The following is a 22,237-nucleotide window of genomic DNA, read 5'->3' as shown; positions in this document are numbered from 1 at the left end:
AGCTTGATGCCCACCCTACAACAGTTTCGTTATCTGGTTGCCATCGCCGAGACTTTGCACTTCCGTCGTGCTGCTGAAAATGTGCATGTCACGCAGCCTACGCTGTCGACCCAGTTGCGGGAACTGGAAGAGAAACTCGGGGTGCAATTGGTCGAACGGTCCCGTTCCGGTGTGACCCTGACTGCCATTGGTGCCGAAGTGGCGGCTCGGGCACGCGTCGTGTTGCGCGACGTGGCTGACATCGCGGCGCTGGCCCGATCCGCAGCCGACCCGCTTGCCGGAACCGTGCGCGTTGGCGTAGTCGGGTCCCTCGGGTCGTATTTCCTGCCGCTCGTCATTCCGTCTCTCCATGCGCAGTATCCGAAGTTGAAATTCTATGTTCGCGAGGGCACGGCGGCTGATCTGCTTTCGCGGCTGAGTGAAGGCTCGCTTGACGTGCTGTTCTTTCCGACCCCGCTGGACGAAAGCAGCCTGCATATCACCCCGCTGTTTCATGAGCCGCTCCTGATCGTTTTACCAGCCGATCATCCGCTGAGTGCTACGCCGGTCGTGGATCGCACTGCCCTTCGGGGCGAGACGGTAATGACGTTGGAACCGGGGCATCGCCTGCATGACACAGTGGCCGATCTGTGCACCGAAACTGGCGCGCAACTGTCGCTGGATTACGAAGGGACATCGCTCGATACCCTGCGACAAATGGTGGCGATGGGATTGGGATTATCTGTCCTGCCCGCACTTTACGTCAGGTCCGAAGTCACGCGCGAGGCGTTGGTGACCGCCCGTCCGCTGTCCGACCCGGCACCGGGCAGGGACATCGGCATGGTCTGGCGGAAGGCGGCGGCGCAGGGCAATGCCTATGGAGAGCTTGCCGCAGCAATTCGCGACACACTGGCAAAAACCGCGCCCGAAGTTAGGGTCATAGAATAGGTTGATCTGGCCCTATCGGCGGACGGTCCGGAATGGCAAGCCACGTGGATGCAACTTCTCGCATTGACCCTGCCAGACCTGATTGTCCTGATAGTCATCGCCTTCGCGGCCGGGGTCGTGCGCGGCTTTTCCGGTTTCGCTTTGTCAGCTTTGGTGATGGCGTCTGCGGTGCTGATCTTGCCACCAAGGGAATTGATCCCGGTCTGCTGGGTTCTTGAAATGACGGCTTCGCTTATGATGGTGCGTGGGGGAATTGCCGAGGCGGACAAGCGCATTGCACTGGGTCTTGCCGTGTCGTCGGCACTGGGTGTTCCGCTTGGCCTCTACCTTACGACGACATTGCCGGTCGATCAGACCCGGATGCTGGCCCTGGTGGTTCTGATTGCACTGGCGGCATTGCAACTGGCCCGCGTGAGGTTGCCGTTTCTGGCCAGCAATTTCGGGTTGTATGCATCCGGCCTGGTCGCAGGCGTCGTCACTGGCATTGCTTCGATCGGTGGCATGGTCGTGGCACTTTACGTGCTGGCTCAGGATCATCCGGCACGGGTAATGCGCGCCTCTTTGGTGCTGTTCCTGTTCGCGTCATCCTTATTTTCGCTCATGTGGTTGCTCGGATATGGTGTGATGGATGAACTGGCCCTACAACGCGGCGTAATATTGGCCATGCCTGTCGCAGGGGGCGTAGTCATCGGCAAGGTGCTGTTCCGGCCTTCGCTCGAGCGGTTCTACAAGCCCTTCGCGCTGTGCCTGTTGCTGAGTTTGGCTATGCTCAGCCTGATCCGGTCTGTCCTGAATTGATCGGGCATCCTCCGGCGGAAATATTGCCGGAGCAAAGACAGATGATCAGGTGTCGAATGGAATCCAGATCGTCTGTGTATCGGTCGCGGCATTCAGGAACGGTCGCGCCTCGGCCGAGCTCCAGTCGCGCGACCGGCCGTAATTCACCCACGTGCGCTTCAGATCGTGTGCCGCCTCGCGCTCGATGGTGGCGGAGATGTCGGCGGAGGAAAAGCTCCAAACCGCATCAATATCCATATGGCCCGCAACATCCGGAGCGAGGTCGATATGCGAACCGGTCAGAATATTAACGACACCTCCCGGAATATCGGACGTATCAATGACCTGATACAGGTCAGTCGCCGTCAGAGGTGCAGTTTCAGGGGCGATCAGGATAAGGCGATTGCCCGTCGCCAAAGTCGCGCCGATGATCTGCGCCAGCGCGATCAACGGGCTGTCTTCGGCGGCGAACGCACCGATATTCCCTTGCGGAGTGTTCAGCGCAAGCGCCATGCCACTGGTCGGCACACCCAGCGTTCGACCATCGTGCTTATCGGCCCAGGCAGCCCAACGGAACAAGTGGCGAACGGCTTGGTCCGTCTCGCCTTTTCCGCCGGTTTGCGCGCTCAGCCGGGCGTCGAATTCATCTGCGCGGGCAGACAGGTTCTCAGCCAGAAAATACAGGATTTGCGCGCGCATGTGACCTGTCGACCGACTCCATCCCTTGGCGGAGTTTGCGGCTTCGACAGCATTGCGAAGGTCTTTTCGATTGGCGATGCCAACTTCGCCGACGATGCCCTTCGGTCCGATCACGGAACGAGAATAGCCGCCATCGGGGCGTGCCTGTTTGCCGCCGATATACATTTTTGGGGTCCGGTCTATACCGGCTCTCACATTTTGCGAGGTTTCGAACGTCTTGGGCACAGCCAGCTTCGATCCCATCGCTGGACGCAGATAGGCCTGCAAGCCGACGATGCCGCCTTCGCGCCCGAAGCCCGACTCCTTCATGCCGCCGAAGGGTGCAGCGGCGTCGAGCATGTTCGCGCCATTGACCCAGATGACGCCCGCGCGGATCTTCGGCGCAGTGTCCAGCGCCACATCGATGTCCTGCGACCACACCGATGCCGCCAGACCGTAGCGCGTATCGTTGGCCAGTTGCACCGCCTCGGCAGGGGTGCGGAAAGTGGTCATGGCGAGGACGGGCCCAAACACTTCCTCCTGCATCAGGGGGTCTGCGCCGTGCAGGTCGGTCACGAGGGTCGGGGGCAGATAGCAGCCATCGGGGCAACTGCCCTGCGTGACCTTGCCGGATGTGCGCGCCAGCATCGCCTCGACATTCGCCTTATGATCGGGATGGACCATCGCGCCCATGTCAACGGACTTATCCAGCGGGTTGCCGACGCGGATGCGGTCCATTCGGTGTTTCAGACGGCTGGTGAAATCGTCCGCGATGCCTTCCTGAACCAGCAAACGCGCCCCGGCACAGCAGACCTGCCCCCCGTTGAACCAGATCGCGTCGACCAGACCCTCTATGGCCGAGTCGATATCGGCATCTTCGAATACCACGTAGGGGGATTTACCGCCCAGCTCCAGCGTCAGGCCAATACCGCGTCCTGCGGTCTCGTGGCGCAGGATGCGGCCCACGTCCGTTGAGCCGGTGAAGGCCAACTTGTCGATATCGGCAGCAACCAACGCGGCCCCGGTTTCGCCGTTTCCAGTTACGATGTTGACGACCCCGGGCGGAACCCCGGCGGCGTCACATATATCGGCGAAGGCCAATGCAGTCAGCGGAGTCCATTCGGCGGGCTTCAGAACGACGGTGTTGCCCATGGCGAGCGCGGGCGCGATTTTCCACGACAGCATCAGCAGGGGGAAGTTCCACGGCACGATCTGGCCGCAGACGCCCCATGGCTCGGCATCGGGTGTGATTTCGGAACGCAATTCGGCGTGGCCTGCGTGATGATAGAAGTGGCGCACCGCCAGTGCTACGTCGATGTCACGTGCCTCGCGGATTGGCTTGCCGGTATCGAGGGTTTCCAAGACGGCGAACAGGCGGGCATTCTTCTGGAGGCCACGCGCAATGGCATAGAGAACCTTGGCCCGGTCGTGATCGGATGTTGCGGCCCAGCCCTTCGCGGCTTTGCGTGCTGCCTTGACGGCTGCTGCGACGTCAGCCTCGGTCCCTTGGGTAATTTCAGCAAGATGTGCGCCGGTTGCGGGGCTGGTGGTGGCGAAGGTATTGCCGGAGGCCTGACGTTTGCCGCCAATGTAATGTCCGAAAACGCTGTCATGCGCGTTTAGCCAGGCGTCCGCCTCCGCCCGTGCTTCGGGTGCTGTGCCCCAGTCCATCGTCTCGAAAATTTCGGCCACAGTCATTTAGTGCCTTCTTTGCTCTTCAAATATTCCGGGGGCGGGTGCAGCGCCCCGCCGCTATCCGATTGCGTGACGATGGCTGGACGAATAGCGCCCTGTTACATGATGTTCCAACTGCCGTTCGATATCGCCCAGCAGGGACGACGCGCCGAACCGGAACAGGTCCGGGCGCAGCCAGCGATCGCCCAGTTCTTCCTTCAGAAGCGCCAGATAAGTGATCGCGTCCTTGGCCTTGGAGACCCCGCCCGCAGGTTTGTAGCCGACCTTGAAACCAGCCGCAGCATCATAGGCGCGGATTGCACGCATCATGGTGAGAGAGACGGGCAGGGTCGCGTTCACCGCTTCCTTGCCGGTCGAGGTTTTGATGAAGTCCGACCCGGCCATCATCGTGACCATGCTGGCCTTCATTACATTTTTCAACGTACCAAGCTCGCCGGTGGCAAGGATAGCCTTCATATGGGCATCGCGGCAGGCCGCGCGCATCTGCGCCGTTTCGTCATAGAGCGCCGCCCAGTCGCCAGCCAGAACATGGCGGCGGGAAATGACGATATCGATTTCGGTGGCACCGGCAGCGACAGACTCCTCGATCTCGCGCAGGCGCAGGTGAAACGGCGAAAGGCCCGCCGGAAACCCGGTAGAGACGGCAGCGACGGGAATACGACCAGCAACGGCCTCGACCGCCACGGGGACCATGTCGTGATACACGCAGACCGCCCCGGTGGTCAGATCGGGCAGGCCTATCGCCTCCAGCAGATCAGCGCGGACCGGTGACAGGGCCTTGGCGCAGAGGCGACGAACCCGGCCCGGCGTGTCATCGCCCGACAGTGTCGTCAGGTCGATCATCGACACGGCGCGGGCCAGCCAGGCGGCCTGATGGTCTTTCTTGACGGACCGGCGCGCCGGGATCGTTGCAGCACGACGCAGTGTTGCGGGCGTGTTGACGCGCACCGCTTCAACCACGGCAGGGTCGAATGGCATACCGGCATTTCGGGGCAGGTCGGATGCGGTCACACAGACGGTCCGGAATGGTTGAATTTACCTGAAAAGCGTTGCACGGGGTCTGGCCAAGTGCAACCATGACCCCGCGACGCCTGGGGCCCGCGATGCTTGGGTCCGACACGGATACTCAAGCCGACTTGCAAGAGGTTGCGACGCTTTTATGGCCCCCACCGGCATTTCTTCGGCCCTGTTCCAGCCCGGTTCGATCGGCTGGACCAAGGCGTTGGTCCTAAACTTGACGGGCAGCCCGATCCATACGCTGACTGCACCGGGAGGGCGCGGGCGCAAGTCCGTTCGCGCGCTTCTGGAAGATGGACGCAGCGTGATCGTGACGCGGCGTGAAACACCCGCCCGCAGCGAAACAGAAGCCGCGCTATTGCAGGTTCTGTCGAGTGAGGGTGCCCCGGTGCCCGCGGTGATCGGATTCCGTGACGGCCTGCTGGTGCAGCAAGACGTGGGCCGGAGACGGTTGTCATTCGCGATGGCCTCTGCGGATGCGGACCAGAAGGCCGCGCTGGCCCGTGCGGCGCTGACCAGTCTGCAGGCCTGCCGCGCTGCGATGGACCGGCGGCCCGACATATTGTCTAAGCTACCCGGTCTGGGGACGCGTCCCGGCTGGGCCGAGGATTTCGTGTCTCAGCCATTCTTCCTGTCAGGCGATCTCGGCATCGCCATGCCGGATGTCGATGCAAACGCGCTCGCCATGTCGCTGGCGCATGACCCGCTGGTATTTACCCGATGGGATGCGCGACTGGCCAATGCCGCAGTGCAGCCGGACGGATCTGTGACGTGGTTCGATTGGGACCTGTTTGGTCGGCGCGCCGGGGTCGAGGATCTGGGCTGGGCCATCGCCGATGAATACTGGCGACTGAACCCGGCGACCACGACCGCTCTTCTATCAGAGGTCATGCCCGATGCCGACGCACGCGGGCTGGCGTTGCGTATGGCGGTTCTGGTCGCAGCGAACCGGCTGAAACGGATCACGGCGCGGATCGACGCCGATGGTTGGGCGGATGCCGACGACGCGCTGCGGCTGGACCGGATCGGTGCGGTGCCAGAAGTTGTGCGCGATCTGTGCGCGCGGATGCCCCAGATCGCGGCCAGCGATCCATTGACGGCGGGCTTCGAAGATTGGTTCAGAGCGGTTGGCAAGGCGTTGATTGCGCGGGCGCCGGATTAGGCTTTGCGGTCAAAGCCTCGACTCGGCGGCGCAATCAATCCGTCGAACGGATAATCTTCGAGAATTTTTCGAAAATGGCGGAGGAACCACCGATGACATGCCCGTCCTGCAGCATGGTCTGGGTGTCGCGGATCGGTTCTGCGAACCCGCCCGCCTCGCGCAGGATCAGGATGCCGGTCGCAAATTCCCAAGGCTTCATGCCGCGTTGCCAGAAGCCATCGAAACGTCCGGCGGCGACATGCGCCAGATCCAGCGAAGGGACGCCCAACTGACGCACGCCAGCGCAGACGGGAAGGAGCTGCACAAGGTCCTTGATCGCGGCGGGCAGGTATTTCTCGGCGGCGGCGGGCAGGCCGGTCGCGAAGATGCACTCGACCAGCGCAATGCGACCAGACACGCGCAGGCGGGTGCGACCGTCCAGCCAGGCACCGGTACCTTTTTCAGCCCAGAACAACTCATCCCGCAGCGGGTCATAGGTGACGGCAGAGACTACCTCGCCCTTGTGCTCCAACGCGATGGACACGGCCCAATGCGGGATGCCGTGCAGATAGTTCACTGACCCGTCCAGCGGTGTGATGATCCAGCGGCGGGTCGGGTCGGTGCCCTCTACGCTGCCGGACAAGGCCTGAAAGCCATAATTAGGGCGGGCGTTTTCCAGGTCTGCGCGCAGGATATCTTCCGATTTGGCGACAGCCTTGTTGGTGAAATCGCGCGGACCATTGGCCGAGACCTGCAGGGCCTCGACTTCGCCGAAATCCTTCAGCAGGGCGCGCCCGGCCTTGCGGGCCGTCTTGATCATCACGTTGAGGTTGGCACTGCCTTGCATCGGGTCGCTCCGTTCGGTCAGGGGCGGCATCTAGCCGAGGAAGGCGCGGGGGACCAGCCCCCGATCACGCCGTTCCGTTCGCGGGAAGAAACCCGTCATTAACCCGCCGTTTACTATTCTTCACCTACAGTCCCGGAGAGATGTGAAGAGGCGGGCTGATGACGAATCCACGGTCTTTCGACCTGACGCGACTGACAGACTGGCTGCCAGACCGGGTGAGGGGGCGTCGGCCGGAAATTCCGACCTACCCCGAAGCCTCCACTTGTCGGACGTCTGGTTTCAATGAGGCTGCACAGCGGGGGCTTGCCGATCTGGAGGCGCGCCTGCCGCCGCGTGACGTGCCGACCCAACCCGTCCACTCGCCAAGCTGGCGTCAGACTGATCGGCTCTCTCCATCGGAAAGCGCGGGCGGCGGGCTGGTGCGGCATTCCGATGGGTCGACGCGCCCACATTATTGGGGGCATCGTGAACGCCTGCGCATCCGCTTCCTGTCCGGCGGGCACAAGTCGATGCCGGAATACGAGCTCTTGGAACTGATGCTGTTCAATGCGATTCCACGCATCGACGTGAAACCACTGGCCAAGCGCCTGCTGGCCGCCTTCGGGGACCTGAACGGAGTCGTCGCCGCGTCCGAGCGTAACCTCCTCCGCGTCGATGGGGCGACCGACAAGGTCTACCTGCAACTTCGGATCGCCGAGGCCTTTGCGCATCGGATGGGGCAGGCGAAGATACTCAACAAGGAAGTTTTGTCGTCGTGGACGGACGTGGTGGGATACTGCCGCACGACGATGGCGCACCGCGATACCGAACAGTTCCGCATCCTGTTTCTGGATCGCAAAAACCGTGTGATCGCCGACGAGGAGCAGGGCGAGGGGACCATCGATCATGTGCCGGTCTATCCGCGCGAAGTGACGCGCCGGGCGCTGGAATTGAACGCCAGCGCGCTGATCCTCGTCCATAATCATCCGTCCGGCGACCCGACGCCCAGTAACGCAGACATCGAGATGACGCGCAAAATCGTCGCCGCCTGCGCTGCGCTGGAGATCGTGATCCATGACCACATGATCATCGGCAAGGATCAGGAAGTTTCGTTCCGCACGCTGGGCCTGATCGAGGACTAATCGGAAGTGCCTTTAGGGCTGCAGTTCTCGGCGACCGCATAAAGGGGTCAGAAGGTTTGCGGGACTGTCGCGCGCATCATGACTTCGTTCACCTCGGCCTTGAAATGGAATTTCGATGAAACCCTCGGTTCGGATGGTCGCGGGTCGGGCATTTACCTTGTCGAACCATGCCTGCATGTTCGGATAGCTGGACAGACCGTCATCCGCCTGAATTGCAAAGCCCGCCGCGCTGACCCGGCTGTCCGATTTTACGGTTTGATTGGGCACTGTCGATGCCGTCGGGAGGGGGCATCCACGCCATCAACAGAGCCATAAGGCTCTGTTGTTTGAATTTACATTTCTCACTCACGAAACGCCCGATTGAAGTAATCCGCCAAGGGCTTCACAAGATAGCCCAACGGCGTCCGATCTTCCGTTCTCAAATAAGCCTCCACCGGCATCCCGGGCAACAGCACCAGACCTCCCAGCCGCGCGATCTCTCCCTCGTCGGGAAGCACCTCCGCCTGATAGTACGTTGCTCCGGTCGCCTGATTGGTAAACGCATCGGGCGACACGCGGATGACAGTCCCGAACAGTTCCGGCGTGGTGCGGGCATCGAAGGTCGGCAGGCGCAATGTCACTGGCTGACCGGGATAGACCTGGTCGATGTGGATCGGATCGACCTCGGTCTGGATCACCAGTGGTCGATCCTGTGGGACGAGATAGAGGATCGGATCGGCGGGCCGGATCACCGAGCGGCGGGCAAAGACCTGGAGGTCGTAGACGATACCGTCCACGGGGGCCGTCACATCAAGCCGGCTCATCCGCTTGATCGTGGCACGATACTCTCCCGACAGTTCGAGTTGCCGTGCCTGAAGGTCGCGAAGCTCGGCGATGGCTGTCTCATGGGCTCTGGCCCGGAGCTTGATGATCTCAAGGCCAATCCCGATCCGTCGTCCTTCCAACTCCGCGATGGAAGCCTCGAACTCTCCGACCGTGCCCATTAGCGAGGCTTCGTCCCGGCGCAGTGTGAGGACACGCTGGGCTTGGGTCAGACCGCGATCCAGCAAACTTTCCTGTGCTTCCAGCTCTTCTCGGATCAGCTCAAGCTGTGACTTCAGCGCAAGGGCTTGCGCTTCGATCCCGTCGATCTGGCTGTCGATCTGATCGGATTGCTGGTTCAGCTGCTCCGTCTCCCGTGCGACGAAAGCCGCCCGGGCTTCGAACATATTGCGCTGGCCCTGGACGACCTCGCCGATTTCGGGGGTAAGACTGGCTGCCTCAAGGAGATCGGACGGAAAGTCGATCTCGGCCTTGTCATCCCGCTCCGCGACCAACCGGGCCGTTCGCGCGGCCAACTCGTGAAGCTGGCTGCCGAGGATATCTGCACTGGAGAGCAGGTCTTCCGGATCGAGGCGGATCAAGGTATCCCCCTCAGCGACCCTGTCTCCTTCGGCGACTAGGATTTCCATCACCACTCCACCATCCGGATGCTGCACAACCTGACGATTGCTTTCGACCGCAACCCGGCCGGTGGAGATTATGGCCCCCGAGATGTTCGCAAGAACGGCCCAGGATCCGAAGCCACCGAACAGGATCAGCATCCCCAGAATGCAGAGTGTCGTGTACCATCGGGCGGACCATGCCTGACCTGCCCGGGCCTCGGGCGGATCAGGCCGGACTGGTGGAACCGTAGACAAATTTGCCGTGGTCCGTGTCACGAAACGGTCCCCGAAACGGTCTGCCCTGCAAGCGCCCCATGATTTTTGACCATCTTGGACAGAACTTCCTGCGTTGGTCCGAAGGCCTGCCGCACGCCCTGGTCCAGCATCAGCAGCAGTTCGCATTCCTGGATCGCCCCAGGCCGGTGGGCGATGATGACCACGGATCGGCCCGTATCCTTCATACCTTTGATGGCACGGTTCAGTGCGATTGTGCCGTCATTGTCGAGGTTCGAGTTCGGCTCATCCAACACAAGGATCACCGGATCGCCGTATATTGCCCGCGCCAGGCCGATCCGCTGGACCTGTCCGCCTGACAGCCGTCCTCCGACTGCCGAGACTGGGGTATCGTAACCCTTGGGCTGTTGCAGGATCATCTCATGCGCTGCGGCCTGTTTGGCGGCTTCCACCACCTTTGCCGAGGCCGGCGCAGGATCAAGGCGGGCGATGTTTTCGGCAATCGTTCCGTCGAATAGAGTGACGCTTTGCGGCAGGTAGCCGATGTACCGGCCCAATGTGTCCGGATCGTATTGATCGAGCGTCGCGCTATCGAGTCGCATCTTGCCGCCAATCGGGGTCCAGACGCCTGTGATAGCCTTGGCCAGCGAAGTCTTTCCCGCCCCGGACGGGCCGATCACCCCCATCGCCTGACCCGGTTTGAGCACGAAGGAAATGCTGCGCAGGCTTGCCTGTGTGGCTCCGGGCGGCACAACGCTGATGTTTTCCGCGACCAGAAGCGCCTTGGGGTGCGGCAAGCTGATCCTTGTCTCCTCCGGCGGCACTTGATCCAGCAGTTCAATGACCGACGCTTTGCCGCGCCGCGCGGCCTGCACCAGCTGCCACTGTCCGATCAGCATCTCGATCGGTGCCAGCGCCCGGCCAAACAGGATGGAACCTGCGATCATGGCGCCCGCCGTCATCTCGTTCTGCAAAACCAGATAGGCCCCGAGACCCAGCATGGCCGATTGCAGAAACAACCGCAGAGTTCGCGTCGTGACGGTGAACAGGCCGGACCAGTCGGAAAACAGAACTGACTGTTCGAGCGAAGCACCGCGCGCCGTCCGCCAGCGCTGGAACGCCGCGCCGCGCATGCCCAGCGATTGCACCAGCTCCGCCTCGGAGGACAGTTGCTGCGCTGTTAACTCGGCGCGCGCGGTCGCCTGATTGGCCTGCGCCATCGGACCGGACGTCAGCCATTGATTGACAACGGCGATTGCCATCAGGACGGCCCCGCCACTTATCGCCAGGATACCCAGCCACGGATGGAACAGAAAGATCGCGGCCAGGAAGAACGGGGTCCAGGGCGCGTCGAATAGCGCCAGGAAGACCGGCGAGGCCATCAGCCTCTGCACGGCTTCAAGGTCGCGCAGCGGATTGCGCGCGCCCGAACCGCCCGGCGTGGCGGCCGCGCGGCGCAGATGCGCCTGAAACACCCGACCATCCAGCAGATCCTGAAACCGGGCCCCGGCCCGCGTCGTGATACGCCCGCGCGCATAATCTAGGATGCCCATCATCAGGAACAGGAACGTCACCAGAACCGACAACGCCAGCAACGTCTCCTCCGATCGCGACCCCAGCACCCGGTCGTAGACCTGCAGCATATACAGCGGACCGGTCAGCATGAGCGCGTTCACGACTATCGAGACAACAAACACCATCATCAGAAGGTGCGTGCTCTTGCTGCGGACATCCCCGACTTCCTGCGCGCCGGACTTGAAATGGGTGGAAGAGCGGTTGGTCATCTGCCGAGCATCGTTACGGTTTGCATCGGACGACGCAATGCGGAATGTCGGTACGATAACATCTGCGGCGCGCTGGGCACACCCCGACTTGCGCCGCCGATTGCTGGAGTTCACCAAACAAGAGTTCTTCTTCCCTTTAACTGTCGATCTTAGAAAAACTGTTTTCCAGGGCCGCGAAAAGGAAGAACGTCTACCATGCAACTCTTATTCACAGATGGAGTGCCGGGTCTGTGAACCGATGTCTTGTAGGATCGTTGATCTGGTTCAGCGCGTTGATGTGACATTCGGCCACTCCCATAGTGTCGCATGGCGAGGAGCGTTTCATACCAGGCTATTACTGTCAGGCAGTTGTCTTTCCATGGTCTGCCGGGCTTGCGGGCCGGGATGGACTGCACGGTGTTACATTCAATCATGGCGACGCGGCTGCCGCGTCCCATGTTCACCGAGCTTTCATTGACTGACAGGGTTGCCGGAAGCCGTGTGTTGACGAAGAGCGGAAGCCTTCAGGGCCACCTGCATCCGGTTTTTCGCTCCGAAATGCTTCATCAACTCGCGGACGTAGACCTTAATGGTCGCTTCCGTCAGGTCGAGGTGGCGTGCGATTTCCTTGTTAGTCTCGCCTTTGATGAGAAATTCCAGCACTTCGATATGACGTTTCTTTGTAGGAGCATCATCCTGCCTTGGCTCATACGCCCCGTCGGCGCATCTTGAAGAGGCAGCATGCCGGTCGGGTGATGCAGTCCAGCGGGGTGCGGGAGGGACAGTTTGCGACCGCTCGGGCGACGCTGCCTGCGGTGTTTGATGACTGCCAATGTGACTGACAACGACAGAAGGCGAGCGCGTCTTAACCGACGTCTCCGCGTTCGTTACAGAGTGCGGATGATAGGTTCCGCCGTCGAGAATGAACTGGATGGCTGCAAGAGCGATATGTGCCGGCATCTTGGTCGGGATGAAGCCATGCAATCCGCAATCGATCGCAGCGGCAATTTCGAGATTGTCGTGGATATCAGAAAAAACGATGTGCGGACAGGCCGCAAAAAGGTCGCGGAGCCGAGCAATGGTCTGAGTAACGCGTTGGTCGCGAAGGGATAGCCCTCCGATGGAATAGAAACATGCCAAGGGCACGTGATCAGGAAGATCGGCAAGCTTATCGGGATCATGGACCACGTGGATATCGGCGTCTATCCGCCTCGCCCAGGGCGCAAGAATGGCGGCAAAGGCAGCCGCACGAAACTCACACGTATCGACAATAATAAATGCATCGGAAACCATGATATACCCCACCCCAAAAGTCATTGTCCGGCGCGAACTTGAGAAAAATTCTCATGTCCAGCGTTATTCAAAGGTTTAATAAAATTAACCAAATCTTAACATAAAGTTGCAGGCATGTCACAGATTTTTCCTGCCAACTTTACTGTTAACGTTTTCAGGAGCTTAGGTTGCAGCAAACCTGTAAATATTCAACTGGTTGCATGTATAGGCTAGGCGTCAAGTGGCTTGGTAACCATGGCGTTACCAAGGGGGGGCAGCCTTCCAGACCGGCTCGTCTTCAGGATGAAGTGATTATCACAAGTAAGAATCACCTCCCGTATAGCGAATCGTTCTCTCCGAGAAACAGATGGTAGTCATACGCCAGCAAGGCCTTGTAGGCGGCGTAGAAAGCGACAACCGCTGCGACGAGTGAACTTACAAGGAAAGCGTAGGCGGAAATTCCGATTGTCGCATATAGCGTCAGGCTAAGACCAAGATTGAGCAGCAGGAACCCGCCCTGGATTATGGCGAAGTGACGGGTACGATTGGCGACAAGAAGCAGCGACGCGCAGAGAAACATTAACGAGTGGAAGAACACGCCGATCAGGCCCACGCGCATCATCAGAAACTGTCCGAAGCTGAAATCGAATGATTTTGCCAGCAGGGGTGACATCAATATCAGGCCTATGGTGATTGCGGCTTGTACCAAGGCGATGTTGAACAGGCCGGACCAGGCAACCCGTGCAAGGCCATCGATACGGTTGCGGAGGACCGCATGGGTCGCGCGCGACTCGAGGACGGTTTTGAAACGCTCAATCACGGCGACAAGATCGCCATGGTGAAAGACAAGTAACGCAGCGTAGGTGGGGATAACCGAGAGGTGCGACAGAAACATGACGCTGTCATAGGCACTGTAGTGAAGGAAGCCTGCAGTTGACCGGACGCCATCGGGACCGAACCAGAATACCCATTTGTCGATCCAGACGCCGCAGATCGCGAGAAAGACGCCTATGCACAGGATGGCGTTTGCGCGCAATTCTCGCAGAAGCTGACGGAAGGTATCCGCAAATCTATCGTAGCGACAGGGGAACATCTGCTGGATGTGTCGGATGGACAGGGCGGCGCAGAACGAAATTCCCGCAGCGAGACACCAGATGAGGACCTCGGTGGTCGGGGCATAAATCGCGGCCAGAAGCGCGCAGCCGACCGAAAGCGCCATGCCACAGGTAAAGGCTGCAATAAGGAAGCCGTAAGATTTTACGGCGGCCAGGACGGCGAAACTGGTCCATAGCAACGCGGCCGAGACGGTCAGGAAGACAAATCCGGTCGCGACGCCGACCGGGCCGATTCCGAGAAGCAGGATTACGGCAATGGCGACGATCTGCGCCACGATGCCGGAAAGTGCGGCAGAAGACAGGAAAAGCTCTGCGATGGTGGCGTGCTCGCCGGCTTCGACCGCAGCAGAGATGCTACGCGCCGTGACCGCGCCGATAGGTCCGGCAGCCAGCGGAGCGATACTGAAGGCATATACAAAGGTGAGCCGGAGATCCTCGACGGCGGCAAGCCCCATGATCGGTGTCATTGTGACGGAAATGATGGCCAGCGCGATGACGGAGACCAGCCAGGGCCCGGCAGCGACAATAATGGCAGCACCAAATCGACAAATACCGGCCAGAAGCGGATCGGCCATCAGCCACTCTGCATCGCGGGCAACGGCGCGAAGGCGATCATGTATTCGGCGGGAATGCGACATCAGGCGACAAGCTCCTGATAGAGCGCAGCATAGCGTCCGGCCGATATCTCCGAAGTGAAGTACATCTCGACACGTTTGCGAAGCGTTTCGCCACAGGCGGCACGAAGGGCCGGATCGGCCATAAGTTCGACGATGGCCTGGCCGATGGCATCGGCGTCCATCGGGGGGGCGATACGGCCGCCAAGTCCCAGATTGGGATGCTCGTCTGGCGCCCCTTCGATGATTTCGCGGCAGGACCCGACATCCGTGGCCACGCAGGGAATTTTCGCGGCACCGGCTTCGAGCAGGACAAGCGGCTGGGCTTCGCTGATACTTGTCAGGACGAGAACATCGATCTGAGGCAGAAAGTCGACAATGTTGACCTTGCCCGTGAAGCTTACAGTCTCGCTCAGCCCCAGTTCGGCCACCCGACGCCTGCAAAGGGCATGATAATCCTCGTCCTCGTCAGTCGGCCCGATGATAAGAACATGGACGTCGGGGATGGCGCGGCGGACAATCGCTGCGGAAGCGATGTAGGCTTCGATGTCCTTGATCGGAACGACGCGCCCGATCAGTGCGACGGTTGGGCGCCGACCGGATCGTTGCGGCCGGATCGCGTCGAATTTCTCGAGATCGATGCCGTTCGGGATGACCCGAAGCTTCGCTTCGGCGGCACCAAGTGTGCGCTGGAACGATTGATTGGCCCCATAGAGCGTCGTGATCCTGAGACAGCCGTCATAGGCGATACTGGCGAATGATTCGAACGTATCGATCCAGAACCGTCGGACGTCGGTGCGCGCATCGTTGCCAGAAAGGCCACTGTCGATCGTGTCGGCGATCCAGTCGGCCATGACAAGATCGATGCGGCGCTCGTTAGTGTAGATACCGTGCTCAGTAATGGCGGCGGTGCGTCCCGTAACGCGTGCAGCGCGCACGGCGTAAAGACCGGCATAGCCTGTCGAGATGGCGTGATAGGTGCGCGCAGGCGGTATGGGTGCGGTCGCTATGGAAAGAAGGCTTCCGACAAGGGTGCGCCAGGCCCAGAAGAAGTCGCCGAATGCGGCTTCGGGCGCGATGCGCCGGTAACAGTCGGTAATCGCGTACCAAGCAGCAGCCGAAGTTGTAAGGTCGCCATAGTCAGGCGGACGAGGCGCGGCGATGAACCCTAAGGGCTTTCGTCGCACCGGTTGCGAGACAAAGTCGAGAAGGTCACCGAAGGCATCAAGGTCGCCATCGCACAGCACACTGTACATAAGATCCGCAAAGCGGACTCGGTTGATCGCAGGCCCCCGCAGTCCGGGCTTTCGGACCCGAGGCGCAAGAGGGACCACCTGAAAGGAGAGTACGTTCGAAGGCAGCTCGTATTTTATCTCGCGGACCCGCTCATCTGAAACGATGGCTACCACAGCGAAGGTTGTTTCCGGCTGAGTCCGGATCAGCCAGTCGAGCCACGACGAGACCCCTCCGGAAATGAATGGATAGCAGCCCTCGACAACGATGCAGACATCGACAAAGGGCTCATCGGGGGTCATCCCAAGCCGCCGCATGCGTATCGTTTGATGCGAGGCATCGCCCGAAGCATCGACCGAGAAGGCCCAGGTCCGGAGGCGGAGGCGGAGGGAACAGAGGGCGGGGTATTTTCTTCTTTCAGCTTAGAAGCAAGAAAGAGGAGTTTCTCACGGGTCTCATTGTCAACGAACCCGGAAGCGGCGACTTCCAGAAAGGCGTTTGCGTCGAGGGCGGGGCGCGCGTGGTCCTCGCGCTCGGCTTGGTCTAGAAGATCTTTGGCCCGAGTGCCGTAAGTCCCGCGCAGCTTGGCATAGACGGCCGCCGCCTGAACGCGAAGCGCAGGTACGGGGGATGCCAGGGCAGCGGACAGGGCTGGCCGCATATCGGGATGATAACTGCGCGAAATCGCGGCGATAGCCTCCTGTTGCTGGTGAAGCGTGCCCGAGCGGAAGGTTTTCAGGAAGCTTGATACCGCATTACCGGACAATGGGTGCCGTCGGCGCTGGCAGATCTGATCAAATAGCTTGTCCGCAGCATCGTGCAGCTGCGGATCACGTGAAAACTGGTACGCCGTACGGCTGGATAAAATGCGGGCCTGCGGCAGACCAAGCCCCGGAGCGATCATCATCAGAGCGAGGCCACCGAACGGCCCGAAGAGAACGAGAATGACGAAACTGGCGACGGTTGCGGATAGGGGCCGAGGGCAGAGTAGGGCTGACAGAATACCGAACGCCAGCGCCAGACCGAGGTGAAAGGCAATGACCAGGATCATCGACAGGTCCTGACTCAGCCAAGCCTGGATTAAGAGGATATCTCCAAGCGCGGCCAACCCTACGAGGAAGCTGGAATAAATTCCCGCTCTTCGAGGTGCCATGGCGAAGATGTCAGGCATGGGCGTGCGCGGGTTCTTCACGCGGGGGCGCGAGGTAAATCATCGACGGAGCACGACTTGGCGGGGAGCGTCGAAGGCTGCTCTCGATTGCACAACAAAGGGCGGCAAGGGCAGGCTCAGCATCCTCCATGCCACGCTCTGACGGCGTGAGGGCAAGAATTGCTCCTATAGGGCGGCCAACCTGGGAGAACACCGTACGGCAGATGGCGTTATATCCGGCAGGTGCAGGTCCCTCGCCCGGAGCAAAGCGCAAGGGCTGGTCGGACGCAGAGGTCATGATAGCAGAGGTCAGAATATGAGCCGGCGTTCTGTTTGGCATTTGGATATTGTCATGGGTGGCGATGACCGGCGACAGGTTTTGATTTTTGTCGAGATGAAGCCAGACAACCGGTGTGGACAGGCAGGTGCGCGCAGCTTCGATGAATGCCATTGGGCGATGGGAAGCGTCCGCCCTTGAGAGGCGATCAAGAGCTTCCAGAATATCGGCGCCGGTAGCATCATGGGGAAGCGCGGTCTCGAAGGCACGAGTGGCCGCTGCAAGTTCGGTCCGGGCGACGAATGCATCAAGGCGGTGGATTTCTCCAGCCAGCGTAAGGTTGACGTTCCGAAGCCGCTCGGCTTCTTGGGCCAGAGCGCGCTCTCGGCCCAGTTGCTGCTGTCGATAAAGGCCGATGACAAGGGCAACAACAAGCCACTGTACCGGCTGGGTGGCGATATCGACGTAATATTCGGTGATGTCAGTCCCGACGGCGCGCGACGGCCAGTCCATCATCATGGTCGCGAGGCCAACGATCGAAAGGCCGACGAAAAGACCATGTTGGACTGCGGCAAGAAGAATGACGATCCAGAATGGGTGATAGGTGAGGCTGGAAAAATAGCCTGCGCCAAAAAACAGGGACTCGGAGGCCTTGATAGCAAGCAGCAGTACTGCACTGCCGACAAGGCCTCGCAGGAACAGGCCGGTTTCGGCACGCGGAAGTTTCAGATCTTGAGGGACGACATTATCTGCATAGGTCATCTCGTATAAGCACTCTGGATGAATACAGGCCGGTCCCGGGCCGCCGAAGCGTTGGTGAGTGCGTCTTCATCATCTTCATCCGCCGTCCGGGCCGCTACGGTGACCAAATCACCGGGTCGAACAAGGGTATCTAGATTGGCGGAGATGGTGCGGGTCTCGTTCTCGTCGGTGGGTCGGTCGATGGTGACAGCAAAACCGATCCCATCGTTCTTGAAGAGGTCCAGTTCGGCAAGCACAGTGTGGAATTCCCTGTCGACCGTGTCGGACCTGGCGGAAAGGCCGCGCAATTCGGCCGTCAGGGTCTTGATACGGTCTGCCTTGACCAGTTCTGCATCATGTTGTGCCAGTCGCAGTTCTGCCTCAAGACGAAGCAGCAGATCGTGCTTTTCGAGGAAAATGCGTTCGGCGTCCATGGCGCGCATCGCTGTGTCGTCGAGACCAGAGGCGGAAATTAACCCGTTCTGGAGCATCTCGGTCTTTTGCTCGCGGCGGGCGACATAGTAGTCCATCTGGGATTTTGCCACCTCTTGCTGTTGGCGAGCGGTCTCGATCCTTATGGTCATGTCGTTGAGCATGGCTTCGGTTCGAATCTGGCGCAGGCGTTCAGCCTCGATCTCCGCGGCGAGGGCACGACGTTCGGTGGTGACCCGATCCTCGCCCAAAAGGTCCAGCGCTATCCTGATCGCCTTGTCATCTTCGGGAAATACATCCTGATCGTTCAAAGCGGCTTCGATGCGCATGCGTTCCAGCGACAGACTAATGCGGGTCTTGCCCAGTTCCGAGCGGCGGGATTCGAGCGCAATGCGGCGGACTTCCTCCATAGGGTCACGCTCATCAATTGCACCGGCTTGGGCGAGGACTCGCTCGACGGTCAGTCCGGAGCTGTAAGTATAGGCTCCGGGTGCGCGAACAGCGCCGCGCATGAGGATCGGGGGCCGCGTGGTAAAAGCCGCGGTGATGGTATTCTGCGTACGCATGCGCTTGAACGCGGCATGTGCGACAATGGCCTCGATGCAGGACAATGTTTGCCCGGCGACATCGACCCGGCCAATGGCCGGCAGGGAAACCGCGCCGCTGTCGCCGACCTCGTAGGTACCGGAAAGGTCGAGGCGCTCAAAGACTATATCGGTTGGCGACATGCTGCCGCCGGAGGTCGTATCAGCGGCCAAGGTGGAAGTTTCAAAGATCCTCAACTGGATCCGGTCGCCAATGACTGAGGCGTCATATCTGGCCTCCGGAGTATTGCAACGATCCGGGACGATCGGTGCGGATACCCCGGTCTGCAGCGGTTTGATCTCAACCGGTTCCGGAGGCGGAAGCGACACGGCGATGGCCGTGGCGATTGTGACAGGTTCGCCTGAGCTTTCTGCAGGTGATTGAACCGCTGGCGATTGAAGCGCCGAGATGGCTGGGCGCAGGCGGAGATCGGCGCGGCGATAAAGGTCGCTTGCCTGTGTGGTTAACGCCTGAATGCCGCCATCCTGCACGGCGGGCCAGGCCCAAATACCGGTCAGCCCGGTTGTTACAATTGTCGCGCTGACGAGAAAACTACCAAATCCGCTCGACATTTCGTTTCCCCTAAAATTCTGTCTGCACTCGCGCAAACGACTCAAAAAAATATCTTTGAAGCATGGAAAAATTACGATAAATCAAATCTGTCTTCAATTGACTTTAGGGAGAGTCGACTGGGGAAACAGCCGAGTGACACTCAGCCAATAGTGAAAAAGATATTCGAAGGTTTAAAATGACTGGCCACAGGGTGAATCCGAAGGAACTCTCAGCCCGGTGGCAAGACATGTTTGCCAAAGAGCAAGCCAGTCAGCGCTTGCGAGGTCCGCGACTGCAAGACGCTTAACCCTTCGGATGACACCTTTGGGAGAGGGCCAAAATAAGTTGGGTTAATGATGATCGAAAGCATGAGGAGACCTTTGCTGGTCCATGAGAAACGGGCGTTCAGCCAACGTTACAAGGCTGCGCCCATCGCCCTTATGGCGTTACTTGTCTGGGGCGTTTCCGCAGCTGGGGTCTGGGGTTGCGAATCTTTGCCGCGAAAGACGCTGGCACTGTACGATAGCGATCGTGAAGGCGAGCCACGGGACACGCGGATTCACAGGTATGCCGAGGTGGTTCTCAATCACATGGGACAAGTGGTCGTTTACTACGATGTGGCGCAAGAGACGCCGCCCGAGGTTGATCCGGCCGAAGTGGGGCTTGTCATGTCTTGGTTTGATGAGCCTGCGGTCGGAATGCCGAATGTAGGGAAATGGCTGGCGCAAGAAGATGCTTTTTGCAATGGCGGCCCTAAAATCGTTGCGTTCGGCAATTTCGATCCCTGGACCGGACTTCAGGATGATATTTCCAATAAAGCTCTGGCTTCAATGGGAATGGAAACCGACGGTGTAATTTACCCCGTCGGTGTGTCATCTGTAGTTTCCCAAAAGAATGATGCCCTGCTGGGTTATGAAGCAGATTTCCTGATTGAACCGGGTGATTATCAAGGTGTAGCCGCATCAGCCGCCGCTCTCCCGCTCTTGCAGATTTCCTCTCCGGGCAAGGAGGTCGCTTTGGCGGTGGCAGGGCCGGCAGGTGGTTATGTCCATGCCTCTGCAGCGGTCGATACGGACGCGCGCGGTCAGGCTTTCTGGATCATTGATCCGTTCGGATTTTTCCAGCGCGTGCTGCAGGAGGATGCGGTTCCAAAGCCGGACCCCACAACATTTCAGGGTCTGCGCACATTCTTCGTCACCGTTTCCTCGGTGGGATGGCTGGATGTGATGCCGACACGGGTGTTTGGAGAGCCGGAACGACTGGCGTCCGAAGTCCTTGTGGAGCGGCTGGTCGAGCCCTTCTTCGATATTCCGATGTCGATTGCTGTCCTGGCAGGGGATCTTGTCCGCGAACCCGGTGGGAACTTTGCAGATCGGGGACGTCAGGCGGCGATGCGCGCCTTCGCGGCCGCGAATGTGCAGGGGGCCGCGCAGGGCTTCAGCGATATCCGTGACTGGAGCTTTTTCGCAGATTATGATGAGGGCCAAGAGGCCGAGATACTTGATGCGCCGGAAGTGGAGGAAGGACGGGACGCGCTGGTAACGTCAGCAGTGAAGACGCTGCGAGGTGCGTTTGCGGACACTGGGGCATCGACGTTTTCGCACACTCCGGGGGCGCCTCGAAAATATGCGACAGCACCGTTCGACCTGGGCACGGAAGTGGCAGGGGCGATCAATGAGTTGAACGCGCTTTCGCAGGGCGAACGTCCTGTGCAACTTTATGCCTGGAGTGGCAATGCCCGGCCATTCGAGGAGGCGCTTGAAGCGCAGTCGGCAACAAGTGTGCCCGCCATGGGCGGTGGTGGCGGTATCATGGATGCGGCAGGGCCGTCGCTGACGGGCCTCTGGCCGTTCTCAGCCCAAGTCGGCGATTATAACCAAGTCTATGACGCGCTCAGCGGAGACGCGTCCTATACGGGATACTGGACATCGCCACTATACGGTTTTTACGGGTTGAAAGAGACCCTTGAACAAACCGAAAATCCCCGGCGACTGAAACCCTTCCAGCTTTCTTTCGCCGCGCGGTCGACGATCTACTTTGAAACCCGGCGGGCGATCGCGTCTTACCTGGAACTGGCGCGGTCATCAGAAGTAGTGCCTATCCGTGCGTCGACCTATGCGGAAACCGTTCAGGGTTTTCTATCGGCGCGGATCATTTCCACGGCGCCCGGCACCTGGCAGATTCGTGATCGGGGTGCGCTGCAGACGGTGCGCCTGGATCAGGCCGAGAACTGGGCCCTCGATATGGGACGTAGCGAAGGCGTCATGGGCGCGCGGCGAAAGGGCGAGAGCCTTTATGTCACGCTCGATCCCGGAGTCGAGGTGCCGCTGGTCGCGCTGACGCAGGAGGGCATCCAGAGCGGCATCGTACTTGGCTCCGAAGCTCCGGCGCTGATCGAAAGCCGACTGATCATTGAAACCTGGAAGCGGGGCGACTGTGGCGTGGAACTGGAGGTTTCGGGCTTTGCTGAGGGTGAGGTGGTTCTGTTCGGGCCGCCTCAGGCCCAATACGGGGTCGCGATCTCGGATGCCGATCAGGATCGACGGCAGGAGATAATGGCAGACGAGGCGGGACTGCTGAGAGTTCTGGTCCCGGCGGCGCCCGGCGGCCTGACCGGTCTGTCCGTTTTGGGAGCGTGCTAG

The 22,237-nt window shown here is 60.2% G+C and carries 16 protein-coding genes; 5 read left to right on the top strand and 11 right to left on the bottom strand.

What is annotated here, in order from left to right:
• Positions 1-6 precede the first annotated feature (6 nt).
• Both BMY38_RS00640 and BMY38_RS00635 read left to right on the top strand, forming a co-directional pair.
• Positions 7-927: a hydrogen peroxide-inducible genes activator gene (locus BMY38_RS00640; protein ID WP_092758807.1), complete on the top strand. Its 921-nt coding sequence runs from the start codon at positions 7-9 to the stop codon at positions 925-927.
• Between the two features lie 48 nt (positions 928-975).
• Entirely contained in the window at positions 976-1,725 is a 750-nt protein-coding gene (locus tag BMY38_RS00635) for a sulfite exporter TauE/SafE family protein (protein WP_092758805.1), read from the top strand.
• A 45-nt stretch (positions 1,726-1,770) separates the two neighbouring features.
• On the opposite strand, the gene BMY38_RS00630 is transcribed toward BMY38_RS00635, so the two are convergent.
• Both BMY38_RS00630 and deoC read right to left on the bottom strand, forming a co-directional pair.
• Positions 1,771-4,080 (bottom strand): aldehyde dehydrogenase family protein, encoded by a 2,310-nt coding sequence (locus BMY38_RS00630; protein WP_092758803.1) that lies wholly within the window; start codon positions 4,078-4,080, stop codon positions 1,771-1,773.
• A gap of 54 nt (positions 4,081-4,134) precedes the next feature.
• Positions 4,135-5,055, bottom strand: a complete 921-nt coding sequence (gene deoC / locus BMY38_RS00625; RefSeq protein WP_092761038.1) for a deoxyribose-phosphate aldolase — start codon at positions 5,053-5,055, stop codon at positions 4,135-4,137.
• Positions 5,056-5,236: 181 nt separating this feature from the next.
• Here deoC and BMY38_RS00620 point away from each other — a divergent pair, with 181 nt between their 5' ends.
• Positions 5,237-6,256: a hypothetical protein gene (locus tag BMY38_RS00620; RefSeq protein WP_092758801.1), complete on the top strand. Its 1,020-nt coding sequence runs from the start codon at positions 5,237-5,239 to the stop codon at positions 6,254-6,256.
• 34 nt (positions 6,257-6,290) lie between these two features.
• On the opposite strand, the gene BMY38_RS00615 is transcribed toward BMY38_RS00620, so the two are convergent.
• Complete coding sequence (locus BMY38_RS00615) at positions 6,291-7,082, bottom strand: inositol monophosphatase family protein (protein ID WP_092758799.1); 792 nt, start codon at positions 7,080-7,082, stop codon at positions 6,291-6,293.
• Positions 7,083-7,240: 158 nt separating this feature from the next.
• On the opposite strand from BMY38_RS00615, the gene radC reads away from it, so the two are divergent.
• The gene (radC, locus tag BMY38_RS00610) at positions 7,241-8,203 is read left to right on the top strand and encodes a RadC family protein (protein ID WP_092758797.1); all 963 of its coding nucleotides are present in this window, start codon (positions 7,241-7,243) and stop codon (positions 8,201-8,203) included.
• 341 nt (positions 8,204-8,544) lie between these two features.
• Here the strand turns inward: radC and BMY38_RS00600 are convergent, their stop codons facing one another.
• From BMY38_RS00600 to BMY38_RS00565, 8 genes are all read right to left on the bottom strand, one after another.
• Positions 8,545-9,903: an HlyD family type I secretion periplasmic adaptor subunit gene (locus BMY38_RS00600; RefSeq protein ID WP_245737457.1), complete on the bottom strand. Its 1,359-nt coding sequence runs from the start codon at positions 9,901-9,903 to the stop codon at positions 8,545-8,547.
• Positions 9,900-11,645, bottom strand: a complete 1,746-nt coding sequence (locus BMY38_RS00595) for a type I secretion system permease/ATPase (protein ID WP_092758791.1) — start codon at positions 11,643-11,645, stop codon at positions 9,900-9,902. Before BMY38_RS00595 ends, BMY38_RS00600 begins: the two co-directional genes overlap by 4 nt.
• A 450-nt stretch (positions 11,646-12,095) precedes the next feature.
• The gene (locus BMY38_RS18320; RefSeq protein ID WP_175495725.1) at positions 12,096-12,917 is read right to left on the bottom strand and encodes a LuxR family transcriptional regulator; all 822 of its coding nucleotides are present in this window, start codon (positions 12,915-12,917) and stop codon (positions 12,096-12,098) included.
• 307 nt (positions 12,918-13,224) lie between these two features.
• The gene (gene pelG, locus BMY38_RS00585; protein WP_092758787.1) at positions 13,225-14,649 is read right to left on the bottom strand and encodes an exopolysaccharide Pel transporter PelG; all 1,425 of its coding nucleotides are present in this window, start codon (positions 14,647-14,649) and stop codon (positions 13,225-13,227) included.
• Positions 14,649-16,160, bottom strand: a complete 1,512-nt coding sequence (gene pelF / locus BMY38_RS00580) for a GT4 family glycosyltransferase PelF (RefSeq protein WP_092761036.1) — start codon at positions 16,158-16,160, stop codon at positions 14,649-14,651. The genes pelG and pelF overlap by 1 nt, the downstream gene beginning before the upstream one ends.
• Positions 16,157-17,029, bottom strand: coding sequence for a hypothetical protein (locus BMY38_RS00575; protein ID WP_092758785.1), 873 nt, complete (start codon positions 17,027-17,029; stop codon positions 16,157-16,159). Before BMY38_RS00575 ends, pelF begins: the two co-directional genes overlap by 4 nt.
• Positions 17,022-18,047: a hypothetical protein gene (locus tag BMY38_RS00570; protein ID WP_092758783.1), complete on the bottom strand. Its 1,026-nt coding sequence runs from the start codon at positions 18,045-18,047 to the stop codon at positions 17,022-17,024. The genes BMY38_RS00575 and BMY38_RS00570 overlap by 8 nt, the downstream gene beginning before the upstream one ends.
• Positions 18,044-19,615 (bottom strand): polysaccharide biosynthesis/export family protein, encoded by a 1,572-nt coding sequence (locus BMY38_RS00565; RefSeq protein ID WP_092758781.1) that lies wholly within the window; start codon positions 19,613-19,615, stop codon positions 18,044-18,046. The genes BMY38_RS00570 and BMY38_RS00565 overlap by 4 nt, the downstream gene beginning before the upstream one ends.
• A gap of 348 nt (positions 19,616-19,963) precedes the next feature.
• Here BMY38_RS00565 and BMY38_RS00560 point away from each other — a divergent pair, with 348 nt between their 5' ends.
• The gene (locus BMY38_RS00560) at positions 19,964-22,237 is read left to right on the top strand and encodes a polysaccharide deacetylase family protein (RefSeq protein WP_139204627.1); all 2,274 of its coding nucleotides are present in this window, start codon (positions 19,964-19,966) and stop codon (positions 22,235-22,237) included.

Source organism: Jannaschia helgolandensis (assembly GCF_900109285.1).
Classification (GTDB): domain Bacteria; phylum Pseudomonadota; class Alphaproteobacteria; order Rhodobacterales; family Rhodobacteraceae; genus Jannaschia; species Jannaschia helgolandensis.
This window is presented reverse-complemented; position numbering and strand designations above follow the sequence as displayed.

Excerpts from the sequence above, each read along its gene's own strand:
- BMY38_RS00635 (WP_092758805.1), top strand. The coding sequence starts at position 976 with ATGCAACTTCTCGCATTGACCCTGCCAGACCTGATTGTCCTGATAGTC.
- pelG (WP_092758787.1), bottom strand. The coding sequence starts at position 14,649 with ATGTCGCATTCCCGCCGAATACATGATCGCCTTCGCGCCGTTGCCCGC.
- BMY38_RS00560 (WP_139204627.1), top strand. The coding sequence starts at position 19,964 with ATGAGGAGACCTTTGCTGGTCCATGAGAAACGGGCGTTCAGCCAACGT.
- BMY38_RS00595 (WP_092758791.1), bottom strand. The coding sequence starts at position 11,645 with ATGACCAACCGCTCTTCCACCCATTTCAAGTCCGGCGCGCAGGAAGTC.
- BMY38_RS18320 (WP_175495725.1), bottom strand. The coding sequence starts at position 12,917 with ATGGTTTCCGATGCATTTATTATTGTCGATACGTGTGAGTTTCGTGCG.
- BMY38_RS00630 (WP_092758803.1), bottom strand. The coding sequence starts at position 4,080 with ATGACTGTGGCCGAAATTTTCGAGACGATGGACTGGGGCACAGCACCC.
- BMY38_RS00565 (WP_092758781.1), bottom strand. The coding sequence starts at position 19,615 with ATGTCGAGCGGATTTGGTAGTTTTCTCGTCAGCGCGACAATTGTAACA.
- BMY38_RS00615 (WP_092758799.1), bottom strand. The coding sequence starts at position 7,082 with ATGCAAGGCAGTGCCAACCTCAACGTGATGATCAAGACGGCCCGCAAG.
- BMY38_RS00640 (WP_092758807.1), top strand. The coding sequence starts at position 7 with ATGCCCACCCTACAACAGTTTCGTTATCTGGTTGCCATCGCCGAGACT.
- deoC (WP_092761038.1), bottom strand. The coding sequence starts at position 5,055 with ATGCCATTCGACCCTGCCGTGGTTGAAGCGGTGCGCGTCAACACGCCC.
- BMY38_RS00620 (WP_092758801.1), top strand. The coding sequence starts at position 5,237 with ATGGCCCCCACCGGCATTTCTTCGGCCCTGTTCCAGCCCGGTTCGATC.
- BMY38_RS00570 (WP_092758783.1), bottom strand. The coding sequence starts at position 18,047 with ATGACCTATGCAGATAATGTCGTCCCTCAAGATCTGAAACTTCCGCGT.
- BMY38_RS00575 (WP_092758785.1), bottom strand. The coding sequence starts at position 17,029 with ATGCCTGACATCTTCGCCATGGCACCTCGAAGAGCGGGAATTTATTCC.
- radC (WP_092758797.1), top strand. The coding sequence starts at position 7,241 with ATGACGAATCCACGGTCTTTCGACCTGACGCGACTGACAGACTGGCTG.
- pelF (WP_092761036.1), bottom strand. The coding sequence starts at position 16,160 with ATGACCCCCGATGAGCCCTTTGTCGATGTCTGCATCGTTGTCGAGGGC.